Annotated in this window: 21 protein-coding genes; 10 read left to right on the top strand and 11 right to left on the bottom strand. The window is 63.6% G+C overall.

Going from position 1 to position 18,604, the window contains the following annotated elements; translation table 11 throughout:
• Positions 1-2: 2 nt before the first annotated feature.
• From AC1D75_RS22100 to AC1D75_RS22135, 8 genes are all read right to left on the bottom strand, one after another.
• The gene (locus AC1D75_RS22100; RefSeq protein ID WP_495517456.1) at positions 3-482 is read right to left on the bottom strand and encodes a hypothetical protein; all 480 of its coding nucleotides are present in this window, start codon (positions 480-482) and stop codon (positions 3-5) included.
• A gap of 25 nt (positions 483-507) precedes the next feature.
• Positions 508-1,005 (bottom strand): STAS domain-containing protein, encoded by a 498-nt coding sequence (locus AC1D75_RS22105; protein ID WP_495517457.1) that lies wholly within the window; start codon positions 1,003-1,005, stop codon positions 508-510.
• A 94-nt stretch (positions 1,006-1,099) separates the two neighbouring features.
• Positions 1,100-1,945: an NAD(+) synthase gene (nadE, locus tag AC1D75_RS22110; RefSeq protein WP_495517458.1), complete on the bottom strand. Its 846-nt coding sequence runs from the start codon at positions 1,943-1,945 to the stop codon at positions 1,100-1,102.
• A 31-nt stretch (positions 1,946-1,976) separates the two neighbouring features.
• A complete protein-coding gene (locus AC1D75_RS22115; protein ID WP_495517459.1) occupies positions 1,977-2,486 on the bottom strand; it encodes a CinA family protein in 510 nt (169 codons plus the stop codon).
• A 6-nt stretch (positions 2,487-2,492) separates the two neighbouring features.
• Positions 2,493-2,927 (bottom strand): SRPBCC family protein, encoded by a 435-nt coding sequence (locus AC1D75_RS22120; RefSeq protein ID WP_495517460.1) that lies wholly within the window; start codon positions 2,925-2,927, stop codon positions 2,493-2,495.
• A gap of 46 nt (positions 2,928-2,973) precedes the next feature.
• A complete protein-coding gene (locus AC1D75_RS22125; RefSeq protein ID WP_495517461.1) occupies positions 2,974-3,822 on the bottom strand; it encodes an SDR family oxidoreductase in 849 nt (282 codons plus the stop codon).
• A 36-nt stretch (positions 3,823-3,858) separates the two neighbouring features.
• On the bottom strand, positions 3,859-4,257 hold the full coding sequence (locus AC1D75_RS22130; RefSeq protein WP_495517462.1) for an IclR family transcriptional regulator: 399 nt from the start codon (positions 4,255-4,257) through the stop codon (positions 3,859-3,861).
• A 96-nt stretch (positions 4,258-4,353) separates the two neighbouring features.
• Positions 4,354-4,989, bottom strand: coding sequence for a TetR family transcriptional regulator (locus tag AC1D75_RS22135; protein ID WP_495517463.1), 636 nt, complete (start codon positions 4,987-4,989; stop codon positions 4,354-4,356).
• Between the two features lie 95 nt (positions 4,990-5,084).
• Here AC1D75_RS22135 and AC1D75_RS22140 point away from each other — a divergent pair, with 95 nt between their 5' ends.
• The 3 genes from AC1D75_RS22140 to AC1D75_RS22150 all read left to right on the top strand — a co-directional run bounded on the left by AC1D75_RS22140 (position 5,085) and on the right by AC1D75_RS22150 (position 8,567).
• Entirely contained in the window at positions 5,085-6,557 is a 1,473-nt protein-coding gene (locus AC1D75_RS22140; protein ID WP_495517682.1) for an MDR family MFS transporter, read from the top strand.
• A 124-nt stretch (positions 6,558-6,681) separates the two neighbouring features.
• Positions 6,682-7,767 (top strand): pyrimidine utilization protein A, encoded by a 1,086-nt coding sequence (gene rutA, locus AC1D75_RS22145; protein ID WP_495517464.1) that lies wholly within the window; start codon positions 6,682-6,684, stop codon positions 7,765-7,767.
• 98 nt (positions 7,768-7,865) lie between these two features.
• Entirely contained in the window at positions 7,866-8,567 is a 702-nt protein-coding gene (locus AC1D75_RS22150) for a TVP38/TMEM64 family protein (RefSeq protein ID WP_495517465.1), read from the top strand.
• Between the two features lie 10 nt (positions 8,568-8,577).
• On the opposite strand, the gene AC1D75_RS22155 is transcribed toward AC1D75_RS22150, so the two are convergent.
• A complete protein-coding gene (locus AC1D75_RS22155) occupies positions 8,578-9,762 on the bottom strand; it encodes an alpha/beta fold hydrolase (protein WP_495517466.1) in 1,185 nt (394 codons plus the stop codon).
• A gap of 69 nt (positions 9,763-9,831) precedes the next feature.
• On the opposite strand from AC1D75_RS22155, the gene AC1D75_RS22160 reads away from it, so the two are divergent.
• The 5 genes from AC1D75_RS22160 (at position 9,832) to AC1D75_RS22180 (ending at position 14,082) form a co-directional block, all read left to right on the top strand.
• Positions 9,832-10,662: an LLM class F420-dependent oxidoreductase gene (locus AC1D75_RS22160; protein ID WP_495517467.1), complete on the top strand. Its 831-nt coding sequence runs from the start codon at positions 9,832-9,834 to the stop codon at positions 10,660-10,662.
• 4 nt (positions 10,663-10,666) lie between these two features.
• Entirely contained in the window at positions 10,667-11,032 is a 366-nt protein-coding gene (locus tag AC1D75_RS22165; RefSeq protein WP_495517468.1) for a TraR/DksA family transcriptional regulator, read from the top strand.
• A gap of 279 nt (positions 11,033-11,311) precedes the next feature.
• The gene (locus tag AC1D75_RS22170) at positions 11,312-11,974 is read left to right on the top strand and encodes a helix-turn-helix domain-containing protein (RefSeq protein WP_495517469.1); all 663 of its coding nucleotides are present in this window, start codon (positions 11,312-11,314) and stop codon (positions 11,972-11,974) included.
• Positions 11,975-11,976: 2 nt separating this feature from the next.
• Entirely contained in the window at positions 11,977-12,882 is a 906-nt protein-coding gene (locus AC1D75_RS22175) for a YhjD/YihY/BrkB family envelope integrity protein (RefSeq protein ID WP_495517470.1), read from the top strand.
• A 126-nt stretch (positions 12,883-13,008) separates the two neighbouring features.
• Positions 13,009-14,082: a dioxygenase family protein gene (locus AC1D75_RS22180; protein ID WP_495517471.1), complete on the top strand. Its 1,074-nt coding sequence runs from the start codon at positions 13,009-13,011 to the stop codon at positions 14,080-14,082.
• Between the two features lie 73 nt (positions 14,083-14,155).
• Here AC1D75_RS22180 and AC1D75_RS22185 read toward each other — a convergent pair whose 3' ends face one another.
• Both AC1D75_RS22185 and AC1D75_RS22190 read right to left on the bottom strand, forming a co-directional pair.
• Positions 14,156-14,857: an SGNH/GDSL hydrolase family protein gene (locus AC1D75_RS22185; protein ID WP_495517472.1), complete on the bottom strand. Its 702-nt coding sequence runs from the start codon at positions 14,855-14,857 to the stop codon at positions 14,156-14,158.
• On the bottom strand, positions 14,854-16,272 hold the full coding sequence (locus AC1D75_RS22190; protein ID WP_495517473.1) for an MFS transporter: 1,419 nt from the start codon (positions 16,270-16,272) through the stop codon (positions 14,854-14,856). The genes AC1D75_RS22185 and AC1D75_RS22190 overlap by 4 nt, the downstream gene beginning before the upstream one ends.
• Positions 16,273-16,399: 127 nt before the next feature.
• Between AC1D75_RS22190 and AC1D75_RS22195 the strand changes: the two genes are divergently transcribed.
• Entirely contained in the window at positions 16,400-17,014 is a 615-nt protein-coding gene (locus AC1D75_RS22195) for a TetR family transcriptional regulator C-terminal domain-containing protein (RefSeq protein WP_495517474.1), read from the top strand.
• Between the two features lie 309 nt (positions 17,015-17,323).
• Positions 17,324-18,601 carry a cytochrome P450 gene (locus tag AC1D75_RS22200; RefSeq protein ID WP_495517475.1) on the top strand — a complete coding sequence of 426 codons (1,278 nt, stop codon included), beginning with the start codon at positions 17,324-17,326 and terminating at the stop codon, positions 18,599-18,601.
• The last annotated feature ends 3 nt before the right edge of the window (positions 18,602-18,604 follow it).

Raw genomic sequence — 18,604 nt, forward strand, 5'->3', positions numbered from 1 at the left:
GTTCAGTCCGAGGCGCCGGGTCTCGATTCGTGGTGACGGCGGCCATGGGTTCGGCGACGTTCCTTCATCTCGGCCTCGTAGACATGGCGACGACCAGCCTGCAGCTCTTCCCGAACCCGGCGTTCATGGTCCCGGAACACCGACCAGTACGTGTCGTCGAAGTCTTCGACGATCTGGAACGTCCACCGGCCCTCGACGACATTCCGGCCGACCAGATCTTCGTCGAGCCGGTCAGCGATATCACCGTGTCCGGCAGCGCGGAGATCGACGGTGGCGTCGCCGAGTAGCAGGTCGGTATGACCCATCAACTGGTGGAACGAGTACAGATGACCACGGGCGCGTTCGAGGCATTCCAATGCCTCGGAGACTTTCCCGACAGCGGCGATGGTGGCGTCGTCGACATCTTCCGGCCGTTGGTGGGTCGGCGCCGGTTTTCCACTGGCTTCGGGCACCGCTGCCGAGTACCCCGCACCCACCGACATCAATCCTGTGATTTGCGGCCGACGATCACCGATGGTCGGTGAGGCGAGAATGGCGGTTCTGCGTCTTGTGGGACATCACCTCGACCCACCACGAATCGAGCGGGCTCGGCTCGGGCCAGTGGACGTCCGGTCGACTCCACAGCTCCACCACCTCGTCAACGGTGGTGTGTAGATCGAGTACCTGTTCGAGCTGCAGGGCGATGATCGGGCGGGATGTCGAGGGCCGCGCTGTCACCACAGCGAACATCGCCCCGGCTGTCTCAGCGCGCTCCCGGGCCTGCTCGAGGGCCTTCAAACCTGCAGACGCCAGGAACGTGGTCTGGGTCAGATCGACGAGAAGGTTGGTCGCTCGCTCACGGAAGGCGCCCTCGATGGCCTGTCGGACCAGATCGATCGTCAACAGGTCGATGTCGCCGCACACAGCCAGGATGGTGATGTTCCCCTGGCGCGATGAGGAGATCGTCAGGGGTGGAGACGCTGTTTTCGGAGTCGTCGCGAATGTGGTGTGGTCGTATATGGACAAGATCGCCCCTCGCCATGGATGGGAGCGCAAGCAACCGAAAGACTGCCTACGCGATACGTGGCTAGTCCTTAACCTTCCTACATCGTGGCAGTCATCACACCGGTTCGCAACCCTGCCCGCGCCACCACCGGTCATACGGGGTGACGGCGAGATGTCTTTTATGTCGCGTCCGGAGGTACGCGGACTCGATGACCCCGGCAGCTTCGTCGGACACGTGCTGCCCTTGCAGATAGCGGTCGATGTCTGCGTACGTGACACCGAGGGCCTCTTCGTCGGCGAGAGCCGGGCGGTCGTCCTCGAGGTCCGCGGTCGGGATCTTCTCCCAGGTCCGCTCCGGCGCGCCGAGTTCTTGAAGGAGCTGCGCTCCTTGGCCTTTGGTGAGACCGGTGAGTGGATTGATGTCACTTCCACCGTCGCCGTATTTGGTGAAGAACCCGGTGACGGCTTCGGCAGCGTGATCGGTACCGACCACCAGGAGTCCCAGCTCACCGGCTATCGCGTATTGGGCGACCATGCGCTCGCGGGCTTTGATGTTGCCCCGCACGAAGTCGGTCAGGCGGTCGATTCCGAGCGCATGCGCCGCGGCCGTCGCGGCGGCGTCGGTGCTGTCGGCGATGTTCAGGGCCACCGTCCGAGACGGCTTGATGAAGTCCAGTGCCAGGTCCACATCGGACTCGTCGGCCTGGCGTCCGTAGGGCAACCGGACCCCGACGAACTCCGCGTTGTGACCGACGGACGCCAACCGGTCCACGGCGAGTTGGCTGAGTCGGCCGGCGAGCGTGCTGTCCTGCCCGCCACTGATGCCGAGGACGAACCCGGCACTATTCGCCTCACGCGCGTACTCGGCGAGAAAATCGACTCGACGTTCGATTTCTGCCGCCGCATCGATGTGCGGGGTCACGTGCAACTCGGTGCGTATTCTCGCGGCCAGTTCGCTCACGCGCGCTCCTCGTTTCTGGACGACTCGCAGTTCAGATGGCGGCGACCGAGTACGCGTGCCGCAGCAACAGCTCGAGGGAACGCTCGACCACGGCGGCGAGAATCTCGGGTGGCGAGCCGTCGAAAATCTCCTGAGTTGCGGTGGTCAGGCCCGGTTCGGCGATGCCGAACCAGACAGTGCCCGGGGGAACGTCCTCCTGTGTCTCCGGTCCTGCCTCGCCGGTGACTGCCAGTGCCAGGTCGGCTCTCATCAGATTCGCGGTGGTCTCCGCCATCGTGATGGCCGAGGTCTTGCTCACCACGGGGCCGGGAGGAACCTTGAGCAGCGAGTGCTTCACCCGTTTGTGGTAGGCCACGATGCCGCCGAGGTACCAGTCACCCGCCGAGGGTGCCTGACCCAGAGTCGCCGCGATGTTGCCTGCCGTCAGCGATTCGGCGGTTGCGATCTTCAAACCGTGGCGAGATGCCAGACCCGCGAGTTCCTCGGCCCGGGCGCGCACCTTGTCGTCGGAGTCCTGCCTGTCGTTCGGATTGACTGACATGGCAGATCAGGAGGCGCCGTTTTCGGCCAGCAACGTCAGGCGGCGCAGACATTCTTCGAGCCGCGGGGCGACCGCGAGTCGTTGGATGCTGTCCGGAATCACCTGAAAGGGTCCGGAGTTGACGGTCTCGTCCATCGTGACCCGGGAGCCGTCGCCGTCCTTCTCGACGTGGATCCGCACTTCGGCCGAACCGATCGGCAATGCGCGTGCGTTCAATACGAGGAGCCCGGCGGATGACTCCACCGATTCCGTCTTGTCATCGATCAGGGCCGGCCACAGGCCGACCGAGTGCTGGATCGTTGATCCGGCCTGCGGCCACTGCGGATCCACATTGCGGATCCGCGAGGTGCCGACCACCCACGAGCTGTACAACCAGCCATTCGACAATATCGACCAGACCTGCGCGGGTGTTGCGGACGTCGTACGTTCGACCTGAATCATGGATACGGACCTTCTTTCCTGTGTACGTCGTGCGGAACAAGGACTTTCAGCCGGGGAGGGTCTCGCCGCCGATCGGCGCCAGCACCTCGCCGCTGTAGTAGGACGACATGGTCTCCGATGCGAAGAACACATACGACGGCGCGATCTCGTCTGGTTGCGCGGCCCGGCCGTACGGTGTCTGCTTTCCGAAGTCTTCGACTTTGTCGGCGGGCATCGTTGCCGGTATCAGGGGAGTCCACACCGGTCCCGGCGCAACACAGTTCACCCGGATCCCGCGGTCGAGAAGGCTCTGTGCCAGCGAATAGGTCAGGGCGATGACGGCGCCCTTGGTTGCGGAGTAGTCGATCAGCGTCTTGTTGCCGCGCAGTCCGTTGATGGAACCGGTGTTGATGATGGAGGATCCCGGGCCGAGGTACTGCAGTGCCGCCTGTGTCACATGGAAGAAGCTGTGGATGTTGACGTCGAACGTGCGCTGCCACTGCTCGGAGGTGAGGTCGGTGAAATCGTCGACAACCGCTTGGAAGGCGACGTTGTTGACAACGATGTCGAGGGTTCCGAGTTCGGCGGCCGCACGGTCGACCACATCCTTGCAATGCCCGGGGTCGGCAAGGTCGCCGGAAAAGAGGTGACAACTGCGGCCGGCCTCCTCGACCTTGGCCCGCGTGTATTCGGCGTCCTGCGTTTCGGAGAGGTAGGCAATGGCAACGTCGGCGCCTTCTTTGGCGAAGGCGATGGCCACCGCCCGACCGATGCCGGAGTCACCGCCGGTGATCAGCGCCTTCTTGCCCTCCAGGAGGCCGCGACCGACATAGGACGCCATTTCATCGTGTGGCTTGTCCTGCATATCGCCGGTGCTACCGGGATACGCAATCGTCTGGCGTGGATGCTCGCTCATAGGCTGCGGAATACCCCGCGAACGATGGCTAAAACATCAGCGGCGCATGGCCTCCGCGGCCGCGGCCGCCGGCTCTTCCCGGACGCCGGTCAGTCTCCTGGCCAGTCCCGCTGCGGCGGTGGTGACACGGGGGCCCGCCTGGTCTGCATCGAGTTCTCGGACCGTGATGATGCCGACGCTGGCCTCCAGGCCGTCGACACCCAGGACCGGCGCTGCCAGACCGAGCGCACCCGACTGCAATTCACCACTGGTGACGACGTAGGCCTCGGTGGACTCGCTCCTGCCGAGCAGGATCGCCTTGCCCGCCGCTCCCTGGGTCAGGGAATGGCGGGCTCCGACCCGATACCCGACATGCAGGTCGGTCCAGGTGGGTTCGACGACAACCAGGGGGACGCTGGTCGTTGCGGTCGCCGGACTGGTCATCACCATGGCCACCCGTGACCACCCTGTCGTTCCACCGGACAAACAAAACCGGCCGTTCGCATACCGTTGCGAACGGCCGGTTTTTTGTTTTCTCACACCGGCGGCAGATCAGAGATTGCGTACCCGGACGCAGACTTCGTCGTAGATCGTCAGTAGATCGGCGTCGGGTTGATCTGGTCCGCAGGCGTTCACCCACTCGTCGAAAGCGCATTGCACGGACAGCTGTGCGATTTCGAGGATCATCCGGATGCGCGAACGTGTGGTCGCGGGGCATTGTTCGTCCAGCAAGGACAACCAGCGCCGGGTGTTCTCCGCGCAGCGGCCGATGCAGAGCGTGCTCAACGTCGGGTTGGCGCAGACCAGCTTCCGAATGCGCAGGGACGTCGCGGCGACATCGCTCTGCTCGTGACGAAAGCCCGTGATGGCGCCGCGGAACGCATTTTCCAGGTCGGCCAGCGAGAGGGTGGACAGCGACTCGTCGGTGGCTTTGGCCGCCTCGATACAGGTCCGGAGCGCGACGTCGAAACCGTGGATGTCACCGAGGATGCAATCCTCTTTGGTCGCGAAATATCGAAAATAGGTTCGGGGGGAGATGCCGGCAACGCGTGCGATCTCGTCCACCGTCGTCTCATCGAAACCGTGGCGCTCGAACAGATCGAGCGCTGCCTTCTGGATCTCGATCCGCGTCTCGTTGCGGCGCCGGGTCCGCAGATCGAGCGTTGCGCCCGGAAAAGAGGTTGACATGACCTCCACTCTATGTCACCTGATGCCAAAGTGGCAGTCACTGACACATGACTATATGCTGCGAAGGTTCTGCAGCGGCTACCCGAGTGGATGTGATCGTGACCGAGAGTGTGAAAGTCGGCGTCAGAGCCGGCAGTCGTGACGAAAGTCCGGCCGGCAGTGTTCTTCTGATCGCTTTGCTTCTTGTCGCGGCATTTGTGGTGATCCTCAACGAGACCATCCTGGGTGTCGCATTGCCGACGCTGATGAGGGATCTCGACATCACCGCGGCCACCGCGCAGTGGCTGACAAGCGGCTTCCTGTTGACGATGGCGATCCTGATCCCCACCACGGGTTTCATCCTGCAGCGGTTCAGCATCCGCTGGGTCTACGTCGCGGCGATGTCGTCGTTCACGCTCGGGACGCTCCTCGCCGCGTTGGCGCCCGGCTTCGAGATCTTGATGGTTGCCCGGGTGATCCAGGCCGTGGGTACGGCATTGATGATCCCGCTGCTGATGACCACCATCCTCAATGTGGTTCCGGAGCATTCACGGGGCCGCATGATGGGACTGGTCTCTGTCGTGATCTCGGTGGCCCCGGCCATCGGGCCCACCGTGTCCGGTCTGATCCTCGAATCGCTCAGCTGGCGTGCGATGTTCTGGATCGTGTTGCCGGTAGCGGCCGTTGTGCTGATCTTGGGCGGCATCCTCGTGCGCGACGTCGCCGAGCGGCAGCCGTCGCACCTCGACGTCATCTCGATCCCGCTCTCTGCCCTTGGCTTCGGCGGAATCGTGTACGGACTCAGCAGTATCGGTGAGTCGTCGTCCGGGCACACTCCGGTGCCGCCGTGGATTCCGCTGGTGATCGGTGTCGTCTCACTGGGCCTGTTCGTGGTCCGCCAGATGAAGCTGGTCGAACGCGGCCGGGCTCTGCTGGATCTGCGGACCTTCAAGATCGCGCAGTTCAGGCTCGCGGCGTTGCTGATGGGTGGGCTGATGCTCACGCTGTTCGGCGCACTGATCCTACTGCCGCTGTACTTGCAGAACGTCCTCGACAAGAGCGTCCTGACAACAGGATTGGTCCTGCTGCCCGGTGGCCTGGTGATGGGACTGCTGGGGCCAGGTGTTGGCGCGCTCTTCGATCGTTGGGGTGCAAGGCCATTGGTGCTGCCCGGCACGATCGCCATGAGCGTCGGCACGTGGCTACTCGCCACGCTCGACGCCGATTCCGAGCTCTACACGGTCATCATCGCGCACGTGATCTTGAGTGCAGGCATCGCATTCGCCCTCACACCGTTGATGACGTCCGCGCTGGGTTCGCTGCCACGCGAGTTGTATTCACACGGCAGTGCAACGATCAGCACGATCCAGCAGGTTGCCGGTGCGGCAGGCACCGCCCTGTTCATCACCTTGATGACACGGGGAATCACGGCGTCGACCGACGACGGCAACTCCTCGGTCATCGCGAACTCCGACGGAACACACCTCGCCTTCGTCGTCGGCGGCGTCATCTCGGTTGTCCTCGTTCTCGCGGCCACACTGGTGCGATCGAGCGTCAAGCCGGCCGATGCCGGGGTCACCGCAACCTAAATGCTCGCGCGGGCGTACGGATCGAGACGTGCTGCCGCCGTAGAACAACGCTGCCAGGGATTCGTTTCAACCCCGATCCGGTGTCGCAATATGTGCGAAACACGGCAAGTGCAGCCTTGCTCCCATGGACTTTGGCGTCTTCATCCCCATCGGAAACAACGGCTGGCTCATCAGTGAGGCTGCACCGCAGTACAAACCGAGTTTCGAACTGAACAAGGAGATCGTGCAGAAGGCCGAGGCGGCCGGATTCGACTTCGCGCTGTCGATGATCAAGTTCAGGGGATTCGGTGGCAAGACCGAGTTCTGGGACCACAATCTCGAGTCGTTCACCCTGATGGCCGGTCTGGCCGCCGTCACCGAGAAGATCAAACTCTATGCGTCGACCGGCATCCTGGCCCTGCCACCCGCACTGGTTGCGCGGATGGCTTCGACCATCGATTCGATTGCCCCTGGACGCTTCGGGATCAACATCGTCTCGGGCTGGGCTCCGGCCGAGTACACCCAGATGGGTCTGTGGCCGGGCGACGAGCACTTCGGCAACCGCTACGACCGCGCCACCGAATACGTGCAGGTCATCCGGGAGCTACAGGACAGCGGCGTCAGCAATCACGTCGGTGAGTTCTATCAGATGGAAGATTGCCGGCTCTCGCCGCGACCGGCGGGCGGGACGGTTCCGATCGTTGCCGCCGGGCAGTCCGCACGAGGTATGAAGTTCGCCGCTGAGCATGCCGATTACAACTTCGTTCTCGGCTCCGGCGTCAACACCCCGTCCGCCTTCGAACCCACCGTTTCGGCGATGGTGGCGGCCGCGACGGAATCGGGTCGCGACGTGGGGGCGCTGGCGCTGTTCATGGTGATCGCCGATGAGACGGACGAAGCAGCGCAGGCGAAGTGGGATGACTACAACGCGAACGCCGACGCCGATGCACTGAGCTTCATGGTCGAACAGACCGAGACCGACAAGACCGCAGGCGAAGGTTCGACGGCAAAGACGATCTCGTTGCCCGAGGGCGCCGTGAATCTCAACATGGGGACGATTGTCGGATCGTTCGAGACCTGCGCGAAGATGCTCGATGAGGTTGCCGCGATCAATGGAGTCAAGGGCATCATGCTGGTATTCGACGATTTCGTCGCAGGTGTCGAGAACTTCGGAAGCAGGATCCAGCCGCTGCTCCAGTGCCGCAAGGACGTCGTCGGCGTTGCGTCGTGAGCTGATGGCGATGGGCGCAGATGAATCGTCGCAGAATATTCGGTGAACATACCTCTCGATCACATTGAGTACGAACATGTCTCGTTACCCTGGGACCAGTGATCTCACGCGGGCGGATGAATCAGTCCGTGGTGTTTCGGGCTGTTGTCGCCACGATCGTCCTCACAGCGCTGGCGATTGCCGCGTTTCTGGTTCCGATCCCGTCGATAGAAAGTCTTCGTGATTGGGCCGACTCCTTCGGAATCGCATTCACCGCACTGTTTTTCCTCGGCTACGGGGTCATCACGGTCTTCCCTGCGCCGAGGTCGGCATTCAGTGTGTCCGCCGGGCTCCTGTTCGGTCCGGTGACCGGATTTGTCGGTTCGATGCTGGCGACAACGTTCGCAGCCATCGTGGCCTTTGTCCTCGTCCGCCGCTATGGACGCGAACGGATCAAGCCCTATCTTCGCTCTCCGGTGGCCCGTTCGATAGAACTGCGGATGGAGCGCCGCGGGTGGCTTGCCGTCGGGTCGCTCCGGATGATCGTGCCGTTTCCGTTCACCGCCACCAACTACATCGCGGCACTGTCGTCGATCAGGTTCGTTCCCTACCTGGTGGCCACCATTGTCGGGGTCATGCCCGCCACGGCCGCAGTGGTCATCGTCGGCGATGCGCTGGCCGGTGATGGGAGCGCAGGGATGATCGCACTGTCGGCGGGGTTGTTCTCGCTGGGCATCGTCGGTCTGGTCGTCGATGCGCGACTGGGTGTTCCGCAGGCCGCGGCCACGCCCGGGCCGACCCTCTCCGACGATGCCCGATGAGTGGGCCTGGTCAGCGTTGCCCGTCGGCCCGAATTGCCGCACCCGCCGCTGCCGTGCTGCTGGCTTCATCTTCGAGTTGTCGGAGATAGGGGATGACCTCGTCGCGGATCGCGGCGTTGTAATCCTCCGGTTGCTGCTTCGGGTTGGCGTGCCCGGTACTGGGCATTCGCACCACAAACAATCGCCCGGAAGGTCCGCCGGTCGTATCGAAGAGGGCCTTCTGGGAGTAGTCGACGTCGACCACGGGATCGTCGGTGCCAAAATCCGGACGCAGGAAGATGATCGCCGGGAACGGGCGATCACCGGCTTCCTTGCTGATGGTGGCAAGGTCGTCCGAGGCGCCGGACGCGGCGATGGCAAGAAATTGGGATTGGATCAGCCCGTTGCTGGCGGCGTCGGTGTTGAAGATCTTGGTTCTGAGCACGTCGCGGATGGTGGAGACCAAAGCCACCGGGTCGAGGAGTGGGTACCGTGCGGAGTCCGTCAGCAGGTATTGATCCTTGCGTGCCACCGTCTCGACAACAAGACGCAGGCCGCGGCTTTCCCTGGCGCCGGGCAGCCAGCCCATCCAACGGAGCAGGTCTTCACCTGCGTCACGGCTACGCGGTCGGACCGCGTGGAGATTCACCGGTGTGCAGTCGAGTATGAGCGCGAGCAACGTGACCTCGGTGTCGTGGAAGATGTGCGTGCCCACCTCGATTGCGATGATGCCACCCATGCTGTGCCCGACCAGCACGATCTTGTCGATGCCCATCGACTGCGCGTAAGCGGTGACGATGCGACTGATGACGGCGGTGTCCAGGCCTTCGTTGTCGTACTGCACCGCCCACACCTGTCCGATATCGGCCAGGGCCGGGAGTGCGCTCGCGGTGCCACTGGCATCGAGGTTTCCCAGGCCGACCATGTCGACCACCGCGGTGTCATCGTTGGCAGGATCTGCCGCGTCGTAGATGAAGTGGATCTGAGGTTGCGTCTGCGCCAGGCGCTGCCGTTCGGGGGCGACGTCGAGAGCCCAGTATTGAGAACACAGGATCAACAGCGCCAACAGGACAAATCCGCTTCGCATCAAGAAACGCCGGAGTCCGCCGAAATGAATCCAATTGTGGCCCAGTCGGGTTGATCGAAGTGCTTCTTTGCGCCGCTCATCGCTCCAGTCGGTGACCGGATGATGTGACCCGCCGAGACCTCGTGTCATCCTCCCCAGCGTAGCGAGGTTTCCCCACTCCGAACCGGTCGCAGACCGGTGTGTGATTCCATGGAGTACATGGAATTCGGAATCTCGACATTTGTCACCGACGAGGGAATTCGGCCCGATGTGCTGGGCAAGGCTCTCGAAGAACGCGGATTCGATTCGTTGTTCCTGGCCGAACACTCGCATATCCCGGTGAGCCGCGAGTCACCCTATCCGGGCGGCGGCGACCTGCCACGGGTGTACTACCGGACACTGGATACGTTCCTGGCGCTGACCGCTGCAGCCGGCGTCACCACACGCTTGCTGCTGGGTACCGGCATTGCGCTGCTTCCACAACGCGACCTGATCCACACCGCGAAAGAGGTTGCGACTCTTGACCTGCTCTCCGGAGGACGGGCCGCATTCGGTGTCGGTGTCGGCTGGAACCGGGAGGAGATGCGGAATCACGGAACAGACCCGCGGACCCGTGGCGCATTGATCAATGAGCAACTTGCCGCAATGAAGGCCATCTGGACACAGGACGAGGCAGAGTTTCACGGGGAACACGTCGATTTCGATCCGATCTACTGCTGGCCGAAGCCGGTCCAATCGCCGCATCCGCCCATCTACATCGGTGGTGAGAGTCCCGCAGCGCTGTCTCGGCTGATCGAGTACGGAGACGCGTGGCTTCCTCGCGCCCACACCAGTGCGGACGAGCTCGTCCGGGTGCGGGAGCTCCTGGCCGAGCGCGGGCGTCCGGACATCCCGTTCACGATTTTCGCGGCCGGATCCTCGACCGAAGAACTCGACGGCTACGCGCGTTCCGACGTCGAACGCGTGACGTTCTTGCTGAAAACGGCCCCGCAGGCGCAGACGCTGCGTCAACTCGACGAGTTGGCTGCCGCGGCCGAACCGTATCGCTGATCTGATGGATCCCGATGTCGCGCGAGGCGCTCTCGAAGCAGACCGGTCCGAGACCACCGACCTGATCAAACAGATGTCGGCCAGGCTCGCGTCCGTTGTTGATGCGGCAACCGAGGGAACCGCTGACGATGAGCACGACCCGGAGGGATCGACATTGGCGTTCGAACGGGGACAACTCGTCGCCCAGATCGAGCGATCCGAGATCAGAGTGGCAGAAATCGACATCGCCCTCGAACGGATTGCGCAGGGTACGTATGGCCTCTGCGAACGCTGTGGTGCCCAGATCGGCGCGGCGCGGCTCGAGGTGCTGCCGGCGACGCGCCTGTGTATCAATTGCGCGACGTCGAGGGATCAATCGCGGCAATGGTGAGAACCCGGCTTCCATAGACGCTCCACTTCTACGAAGACGCTCCACAAATATGTGGAGCATCCTCGTGGAAGTGGAGCGTTTGCGAATACCCGTACCTTGCCGAGGGTTGCCTCCCGCATCGTGCACCGCGGTTGCCCCGCGCGCGGCGTAGACCATTTCGCCTTCGACGACCATTGATCGAACCCCCTTTCGGCAACCGTCGGAAAGGGGTTTGTTCGTGGGAGAGACACACTCAAAAGGTTTCATTTCAGGAAACACCGTCGGCTAGGATGGGTTCCCATGGCAGGGCAAAGTGCACATGTCGTCCGTGACACCGGCGATCCGGCTCCAGTGCAACGCGAGGTTGCCGCGGACGCACCCACTGGTAACGACCTGGAAGCGGCCATCGCCGCCCAGGTGCGAACCCTCCGGAAGGCCACCGGCCTCTCCGTTGGTGACATGGCCGACCGGGTCGGTATCTCCAAAGCGATGCTCTCGAAGATCGAGAACGCTCAAACATCGTGCAGTTTATCGACTTTGGCACGTTTGGCCGCGGGCCTGGATGTCCCGGTGACCTCACTGTTCCGGGGTGCCGACACCAAACGGGAAGCCGTGTTCGTCGAATCCGGCCACGGTGCGGTCATCGTCGGGCGCGGGACCCGGGTGGGGCATCACTACGAACTGCTCGGTGCACTCCGAGGCCAGCACAAACGTCTCGAGCCGGTGCTGATGACCCTGACCGATGCAAGTGAGGTGTTTCCTCGCTTTCAACATGCCGGGACCGAACTGCTCTACATGCTCGAAGGTGTCATGGTCTACGGACACGGGGATGCCGAATACACCTTGCGGCCGGGGGATTCGCTGCTGCTGGACGGCGAGGGGATCCACGGGCCAAATGACCTGGTGCGTTTGCCGATCCGATTCCTCGCGGTGACGGCTTATCCCGACAACCACGAAGACTGACCGTGGGCGACGGTCGAGGGGATCGCCGGAGTTCGGTCGCGGCGAAGCTGAAGTCGGCGCCGGAAGCGGTTGTGGACCGCGTCCGGCGGATGCCCGGTGGTTCTCTGGTGCTGCGGTTGGTGGCCGATCTGGCTCGCAGCGAGATCGCGGATCGGTCGATGACCCTTGCGGGCCAGGCGTTCACGTCGATCCTCCCGGTGATGATCGTGCTGTCGACATTGCGCAGCAACGGATACATCGACCACGCACTCGACGGTTACGGACTTTCGGCCGCAGACCTCGCCTTGACGTCGGGTGACACGGGTGAATCCGCGGTGACCTTCGGTGTCATCGGCACGCTGATGACGGTGATCAGTGCGACATCCTTCTCGCGTGCCCTCGATCGGATGTATGCCCGTGTGTGGGGAACTCCGAAGCTGACGTTCAGCAAGTGGTGGCGATGGGTTGTTGTCGTCCTTGCCATCAGTTTGGGGGTGGCGGTCCAGGGCCTGATCTCGAATCTCGGCGACATCGGCTGGATCTTCGGCCTGATCGGTCTGGGACTGGAAATCTTTGCCGACCTGGCATTTTGGACGCTGCTCTGGTTCTGGGTCTGTCGCATGCTCACCGAGGGGCGAGTGAACATCCGGTGCAGCCTTCTGACCGGGATGATCTCGGCGATCGGATTGACGGCGCTGTCTTTCGGCTCCCGGGTGGCACTGGGACCGATCATCGACAGCGCGACGGGACAATTCGGCATCCTGGGTGTCATCTTCACGATCATCAGCTGGTTGTTCGTGTTCTCGGCGATCCTGGTTGCCGCGACGGTCATCGTGCACGCGCTGGCCTCGGATTCGGGGCGGATCGGCCAGTTTTTGCGAACCCCGGAGGCGCTCGAGACCCAGGTCGGGGACCGTTCGGCTGCCTGAGGCACGTATCGGGCCAGGTCACGGTGTCCAGCAAACTCACAGGTTGAGTGCAGGCTCCCGCCATGTGCAGTGGGTCTACTGGATACAGAAGATTTGATCTGGCTCGGTTTTTGCAAGGGAGAAGTGATGGGTAAGCGCCGGTTTTTCGGACAAGGATCAGATGATGAGGTCCATGAGCACGACTTGGGCCTGGCACACGACATGCAGAAGATGATGTCGAGGCGAGGTGCGCTGGCACTTTTCGGTGCGGCCGGGGCGGCAACGCTGGTGGCCTGTGGCACGTCGTCGTCGGATTCGAAGACCTCCACTGCAGCGGGGTCGTCGTCTGCCGGTGGTACTTCGACCACCGGGGTGGCCAATGCAATCGGCGAGTGTGTGGACGCGGCGCCGCAGGAGACCGCCGGACCGTACCCGGGTGACGGATCGAACGGTCCCAACGTCCTGATCGAGTCCGGCATCGTGCGCGAGGACATCACGACCAGCTTCGGCAGCATGTCGGGCACAGCCGAGGGTGTGCCGGTCACGATCACCATTGCACTGCAGGACCTGACCAAGGACTGCAACCCGGGAGAGGGCATGGCGGTGTACATCTGGCATTGCGACCGGGACGGCGAGTACTCGCTGTACGGGTCCAAGGTTGCCGATCAGAACTACCTGCGCGGTGTGCAGGTGGCCGGTGCGGACGGAACGGTGTCGTTCACGTCGATCTATCCCGCGTGTTACTCGGGGCGCTGGCCGCACATCCATTTCGAGGTCTACGACTCCCTCGAAGTGGCCGTTGCAGGCAGTGATGCCCGCTTGACCTCGCAGATCGCGCTTCCGGAAGACGTGAGCAAGACGGTCTTCGCCACTGCCGGATACGAGAAGAGCGTCACCAATCTCGCGGCGATCAGCCTGGACAAGGACAACGTCTTCGGTGACGGCTGGGATGCCGAGCTGGCCACCGCCGACGGCAGCGTCGCGGACGGCTACAAGATCTCGATCACCGTCGGTGTCGCCGAGAAATCGGCGAATACACAGGCGGCGCCTCCCGGAGGTGGTGGAGGCCCAGGGGGTCAAGGTGGACCCGGCGGACCGGGCGGAACGCCCCCGGAAGGCATGACACCACCAGACGGCATGACACCACCTGACGGCATGACACGGCCTGAGGGGATGCCGGATATGCCCGCCACCGGCAGCACTGAGGCCACCAGCACGTAGGGCTTGATCGCACCGAGGGAGAGCACCCGATACGCCGAAGAGCGTTCGGGTGCTCTCACCTTTTTCTGGGCTCTCACAGGGTGCCGCGATGGAACCGTGCCAGCGACTTGGTGACCTCGGTCGCGACGACCGCGTGTCCGGCCATCGTGAGGTGAATGTTGTCCTGACTCAGCCAATTTCGCCGGGTTCTGGCCGGATGGTCCCAAAACTCGGTGAGGATCGCATCGTGCTGTGCGGCCACTCGGCGCACGATGTCGGCGAAAGCCCTGAAGGTGGGGCGCAGCACGAGTAGGCGACCGGTGAAGGCGTCGGCCAGGGTGAACATCGACAACCTGGCCCCGCCCGAGGCCGCGGCCGCGCAGAGATCGTCGAGGTCGCGTTCCACTGCGAGCAGGTCTGCGTCGCGGGCGAACAGATCGTTGCCGCCGCAGGAAACGTGCACCAGATCCGGTTGGAATTCGAGAACGGGCCGCACCTGTTCGGCACGGACCTGACCGATGGTGGCGCCGATCTTCCCGGAGTTGAGGTAGACGAGATCTGGTTGTACCGACTTCATGGTCGCCGCCAGCCGGTCCGCCCACGGCACATCGGCGTACCCGGGCCACGAATCACCGGTGCCCGCGGCGATCGAATCGCCGATGACCGCGAACCGGCGCCATGGCGTGCCCGCGAGCATTTCGTGGGCGGCACCGGGGTTCAGCAACATCGGATCCTCCACCTCTGCGTGGATGTCGATGTCGTGGATGTCATTGTCTCGAATGTCACTGTCGCTCATAGTGTCTCTCCTGGTGACTGGGCGGGAATTGCTGCCGTGCAGGCGGCGGCCGCCAGAGCGATTCCGGCGCACACGGCGAACATGGTGTGGAAGGCGGACAGCTGTCCGCCGGGGTTGGCGGCGAAGACGGCGGCGAGGATCGCGACCCCCAGCGCTCCGCCGGTTTGTCGCGCGGTCAGGTTCATTCCGATGCCCGTTGCAAACTGTTGCGGCGGAACCGAGCTCACGGCAGCGGTCCCGAGCGTCGTGAGGATCAGTCCGATACCGCCACCCCCGAGGATCCCGGCTGGCACCCATGCCTGCCAGAAAGCGGGTTCGGTGCCCCATACGTCGGTGGACATGTACAGGGCGGATGCCGCGAACATGAGCGCCCCCGTAACACCCAGTGCGCGTTGCCGATTCGCGGGTGCCCGGCCGGCGGCCACTGCGGTGACCATGGAGGCAATCGCCCCGATGGTCATCGCCCCTGCCGACTCCAGCACTGAGTATTGCCAGACCGCGTCGAGCCACAGGGGCCCGGCCAGTAGCCACGCGAACATCGTGGCACCGAACATGAACGAGGTCATGTTGGTGAGCGCATAGCGGCGGCTGCGCCACAACTCCACGGCGATGGCGGGGCTCCGGTGGCGGCGCGACCGCAGGAGTGCCACCACCAGCAGCGCGGCTCCGATTCCGGCGCACAAAAGCGTTCGCCACGAATCCCATTCCCACCGCCCGCCTTCGGTGACTGCCGCGATGACGGCGGCAATCCCAGATGCCGTCGCGGCCGTACCGAGCCAGTCCGGCAACCCGTGTAGGCGTCCGGGCATGTCGGCGGCGATGCAAGACAGGCCGAGACCGATGAGGATCGCGGCGATCGGGACGTTGACGATGAAAACCGAACGCCACCCGAACCATTCGACCAGGGCGCCGCCGATTGCGGGTCCCACCGCTGCGGCGAATCCGCCGGAGGCGGTCCATGCCGCGATCGCGACTGCCATCCGCTGCGGGGCGGTGACACCTAGCACCAGTCCGAGCCCGGCGGGGATCATCAGCGATGCGGTCGCGCCCTGCAGGAACCGACCGGCGATGAGCCACTCGGCAGTGGGTGCGAGTGCGCACAGCAGCGAGGTGAGCGCGAAACCGCCCAATGCGTACAGGAACACGCGACGTCGGCCGAGGACGTCGGCGAATCGGCCCGCCGGGGTGAGCAACGCCGCGAATGCGACCGCATAACCGCTGACCACCCAGGTGAGTGTGGTCGTGGGCGTGGCGGCGAAGTCGCGGGCGATGGCGGGAAAGGCGATGTTGACGACCGAAAGGTCGAGGAATGCGATGAAGGCCGCGCCACAGGCGACGAGCAACGACAGCCGGGCCGATCGGGTGGCGGATCTGGAGGGTGGCGGGGCGGTACCCGGCTCGGAAACCTCGGTCATGGGATTCCCTCTCGGCGTAGTGGAGGACGGGGATCTGGAACAAGAAACAACACGGACGATCGTGCGTACTTTTAGAAAGTACGACCGATCGTTCGACTTTGCAAGCCCCGGATGTGACCATGGAGGGGTGGCCGAGCTGACGCAAACTTCCGACCAGCGCCTGATCAAGGGCGCGCGGGCCCGTGCGACGATCGCGCGGCACGCCGCCGATGTCGCCTCTGTCGAAGGCCTCACGGGGCTGAGCCTTGGCAAGCTGGCCGGCGATCTGGGGCTGAGCAAAAGTGGTGTCGCCACCCTGTTCGGTGCCAAGGAGAACCTGCAGGTCGCCGCGGTGCAGGCGGCTCGTGAGGTGTTCATCGAACACGTCGTGAAACCGGCGTTCGTCGAGCCGGGCGGGATGCCGCGGCTGCGGGCGCTCATCGACAATTGGTTCGACTACGTCGGTGAGCCGGTCCTGCCGGGCGGTTGTTTCCGTGTCGCCACCACCGTGGAATTCGACAGCCGTACCGGTCCGGTCCGCGACGCGATCGACGCCGACCGCCTTGACTGGTTCGCTTTGCTGGAAAAGGAGATCCGACGCGCCCAGGCGCAAGGCCATCTCGCCGGACGCGACGCACACGCTCTGGCCTTCCAGCTCGACGCCATGGTGGCCGCCGCCAACGTCGGGGCCCGCATGGGTGACGAGACGGCGATGCCGACCGCGCGATCGATCACCGAAGGCCTGCTCGCGCCGAGCGTATAGCGCGAGGACCGGGTGGACGCCCAACCGGGAACGGGCCGATACCGTCGGCTTTGCGGTAAAGGGTGCGGTACGGTCGACTCGACGCACCGGGCGATGGTTTGATCGTCAAGCTCTTTCCGTGATCCGGCGCGCCGATTTTCCGGAATAGTGATCTTGACCTCATTTGATCAGGCATGCTATTCAAGTGCTCAGCACTGCAAGGCGAGTGCTCAGCAATTCGCGAGAGGCGGACACAGCCCAGGGGGTCCGGACTCGGCCGCGAACGTGAATGGCACCGGCCAGTCATGCACTACGAGGGAGGCGTATTTCGTGAGTGACTTCGATTCGATCGACTTTTTTACGGACCAGTCGATAATTCCTGACCCGAATCCATACTTGGACCACCTACGGTCGAAGTGTCCGGTGCTGGTCGAACCCCATCACGGCGTCGTGGCGGTGACCGGTCACGACGAGGCGCTCGCCGTGTTCCGTGACACCGAGAACTTCTCGTCGTGCATCGCGGTCGGCGGACCCTTCCCAGACCTGCCGTTCACCCCCGAGGGCGACGACATCAGCGATCTCATCGCAGCGCATCGCCCCGAGATGATCATGCACGAGCACATGGTCACGATGGACAATCCGGAGCACAAGCTGTCCCGCGGACTACTGAACCGCTTGTTCACACCGCGCCGCATCAAGGAAAACGAAGAGTTCATGTGGCGGCTTGCCGACACCCAGCTCGACGAGTTCGTCAAGTCCGGCAGTACCGAGATCTTGAAGGACTATGCAAAACCCTTCGCGCTGTTGGTCATTGCTGATCTCCTCGGTGTGCCGGCGGAGGATCACGATGAGTTCCGTAACCGGCTGGGTTCGCCGCGTCCGGGTGCTGTGGTCGGAGCGCTCGACAATGATGTGCTCGAGCAGAATCCGCTCGAATGGCTCGACTCGAAGTTCAGCAAGTACATCGAGGATCGGCGGAAAGAACCCCGTGGCGACGTGCTGACCGCGCTCGCCGAGGCCAAGTATCCGGACGGATCGACCCCCGAGGTCATCGACGTGGTGCGTTCGGCGACGTTCGTGTTCGCGGCCGGCCAAGAGACCACTGTCAAGTTGCTCAGTGCCGGACTGCGATTCCTCGCCGAAGATCCCGAGTTGCAGCAGCGCATCAGGGATGACCGAGAGCTCATCCCGAATTTCATCGAAGAAACCCTCCGGTTGGAAGGCCCGGTCAAGTCGACGTTCCGACTGGCCAAGAAGACCACCAAGGTCGGCGAGCTGGACGTCAAGGCCGGTACCACCGTGATGCTCTGTGTCGGTGCGATCAACCGTGACCCGTCCCGTTTCGACGACCCACACGCGCTGGACCTCGAGCGCCATAACGTCAAGGAGCAGATGGCATTTGGCCGTGGCATCCATTCCTGCCCGGGCGGCCCGCTGGCAAAGGTCGAAGGCGTGGTGTCGTTCAACAGGTTCTTCGACCGGATGGGTGACATCAGGATCAACGAGGAGAAGCACGGCCCCGTCGGCGCGCGTGTCTTCAACTACGAACCGACCTATATCCTGCGTGGTCTGACCGAGTTGCACCTCGACTTCACCCCGATCGCCTGAGTC

The organism is Williamsia sp. Y712 (genome assembly GCF_059445525.1).

What these genes read in the sequence shown, in the direction of transcription:
- AC1D75_RS22190 (WP_495517473.1), bottom strand. Translation starts at nt 16,272, where the DNA reads ATGACCGAGGTTTCCGAGCCGGGTACCGCCCCGCCACCCTCCAGATCC.
- AC1D75_RS22160 (WP_495517467.1), top strand. Translation starts at nt 9,832, where the DNA reads ATGGAATTCGGAATCTCGACATTTGTCACCGACGAGGGAATTCGGCCC.
- AC1D75_RS22155 (WP_495517466.1), bottom strand. Translation starts at nt 9,762, where the DNA reads ATGACACGAGGTCTCGGCGGGTCACATCATCCGGTCACCGACTGGAGC.
- AC1D75_RS22125 (WP_495517461.1), bottom strand. Translation starts at nt 3,822, where the DNA reads ATGAGCGAGCATCCACGCCAGACGATTGCGTATCCCGGTAGCACCGGC.
- AC1D75_RS22100 (WP_495517456.1), bottom strand. Translation starts at nt 482, where the DNA reads ATGTCGGTGGGTGCGGGGTACTCGGCAGCGGTGCCCGAAGCCAGTGGA.
- AC1D75_RS22185 (WP_495517472.1), bottom strand. Translation starts at nt 14,857, where the DNA reads ATGAGCGACAGTGACATTCGAGACAATGACATCCACGACATCGACATC.
- rutA (WP_495517464.1), top strand. Translation starts at nt 6,682, where the DNA reads ATGGACTTTGGCGTCTTCATCCCCATCGGAAACAACGGCTGGCTCATC.
- AC1D75_RS22165 (WP_495517468.1), top strand. Translation starts at nt 10,667, where the DNA reads ATGGATCCCGATGTCGCGCGAGGCGCTCTCGAAGCAGACCGGTCCGAG.
- AC1D75_RS22170 (WP_495517469.1), top strand. Translation starts at nt 11,312, where the DNA reads ATGGCAGGGCAAAGTGCACATGTCGTCCGTGACACCGGCGATCCGGCT.
- AC1D75_RS22180 (WP_495517471.1), top strand. Translation starts at nt 13,009, where the DNA reads ATGGGTAAGCGCCGGTTTTTCGGACAAGGATCAGATGATGAGGTCCAT.
- AC1D75_RS22120 (WP_495517460.1), bottom strand. Translation starts at nt 2,927, where the DNA reads ATGATTCAGGTCGAACGTACGACGTCCGCAACACCCGCGCAGGTCTGG.
- AC1D75_RS22115 (WP_495517459.1), bottom strand. Translation starts at nt 2,486, where the DNA reads ATGTCAGTCAATCCGAACGACAGGCAGGACTCCGACGACAAGGTGCGC.
- AC1D75_RS22135 (WP_495517463.1), bottom strand. Translation starts at nt 4,989, where the DNA reads ATGTCAACCTCTTTTCCGGGCGCAACGCTCGATCTGCGGACCCGGCGC.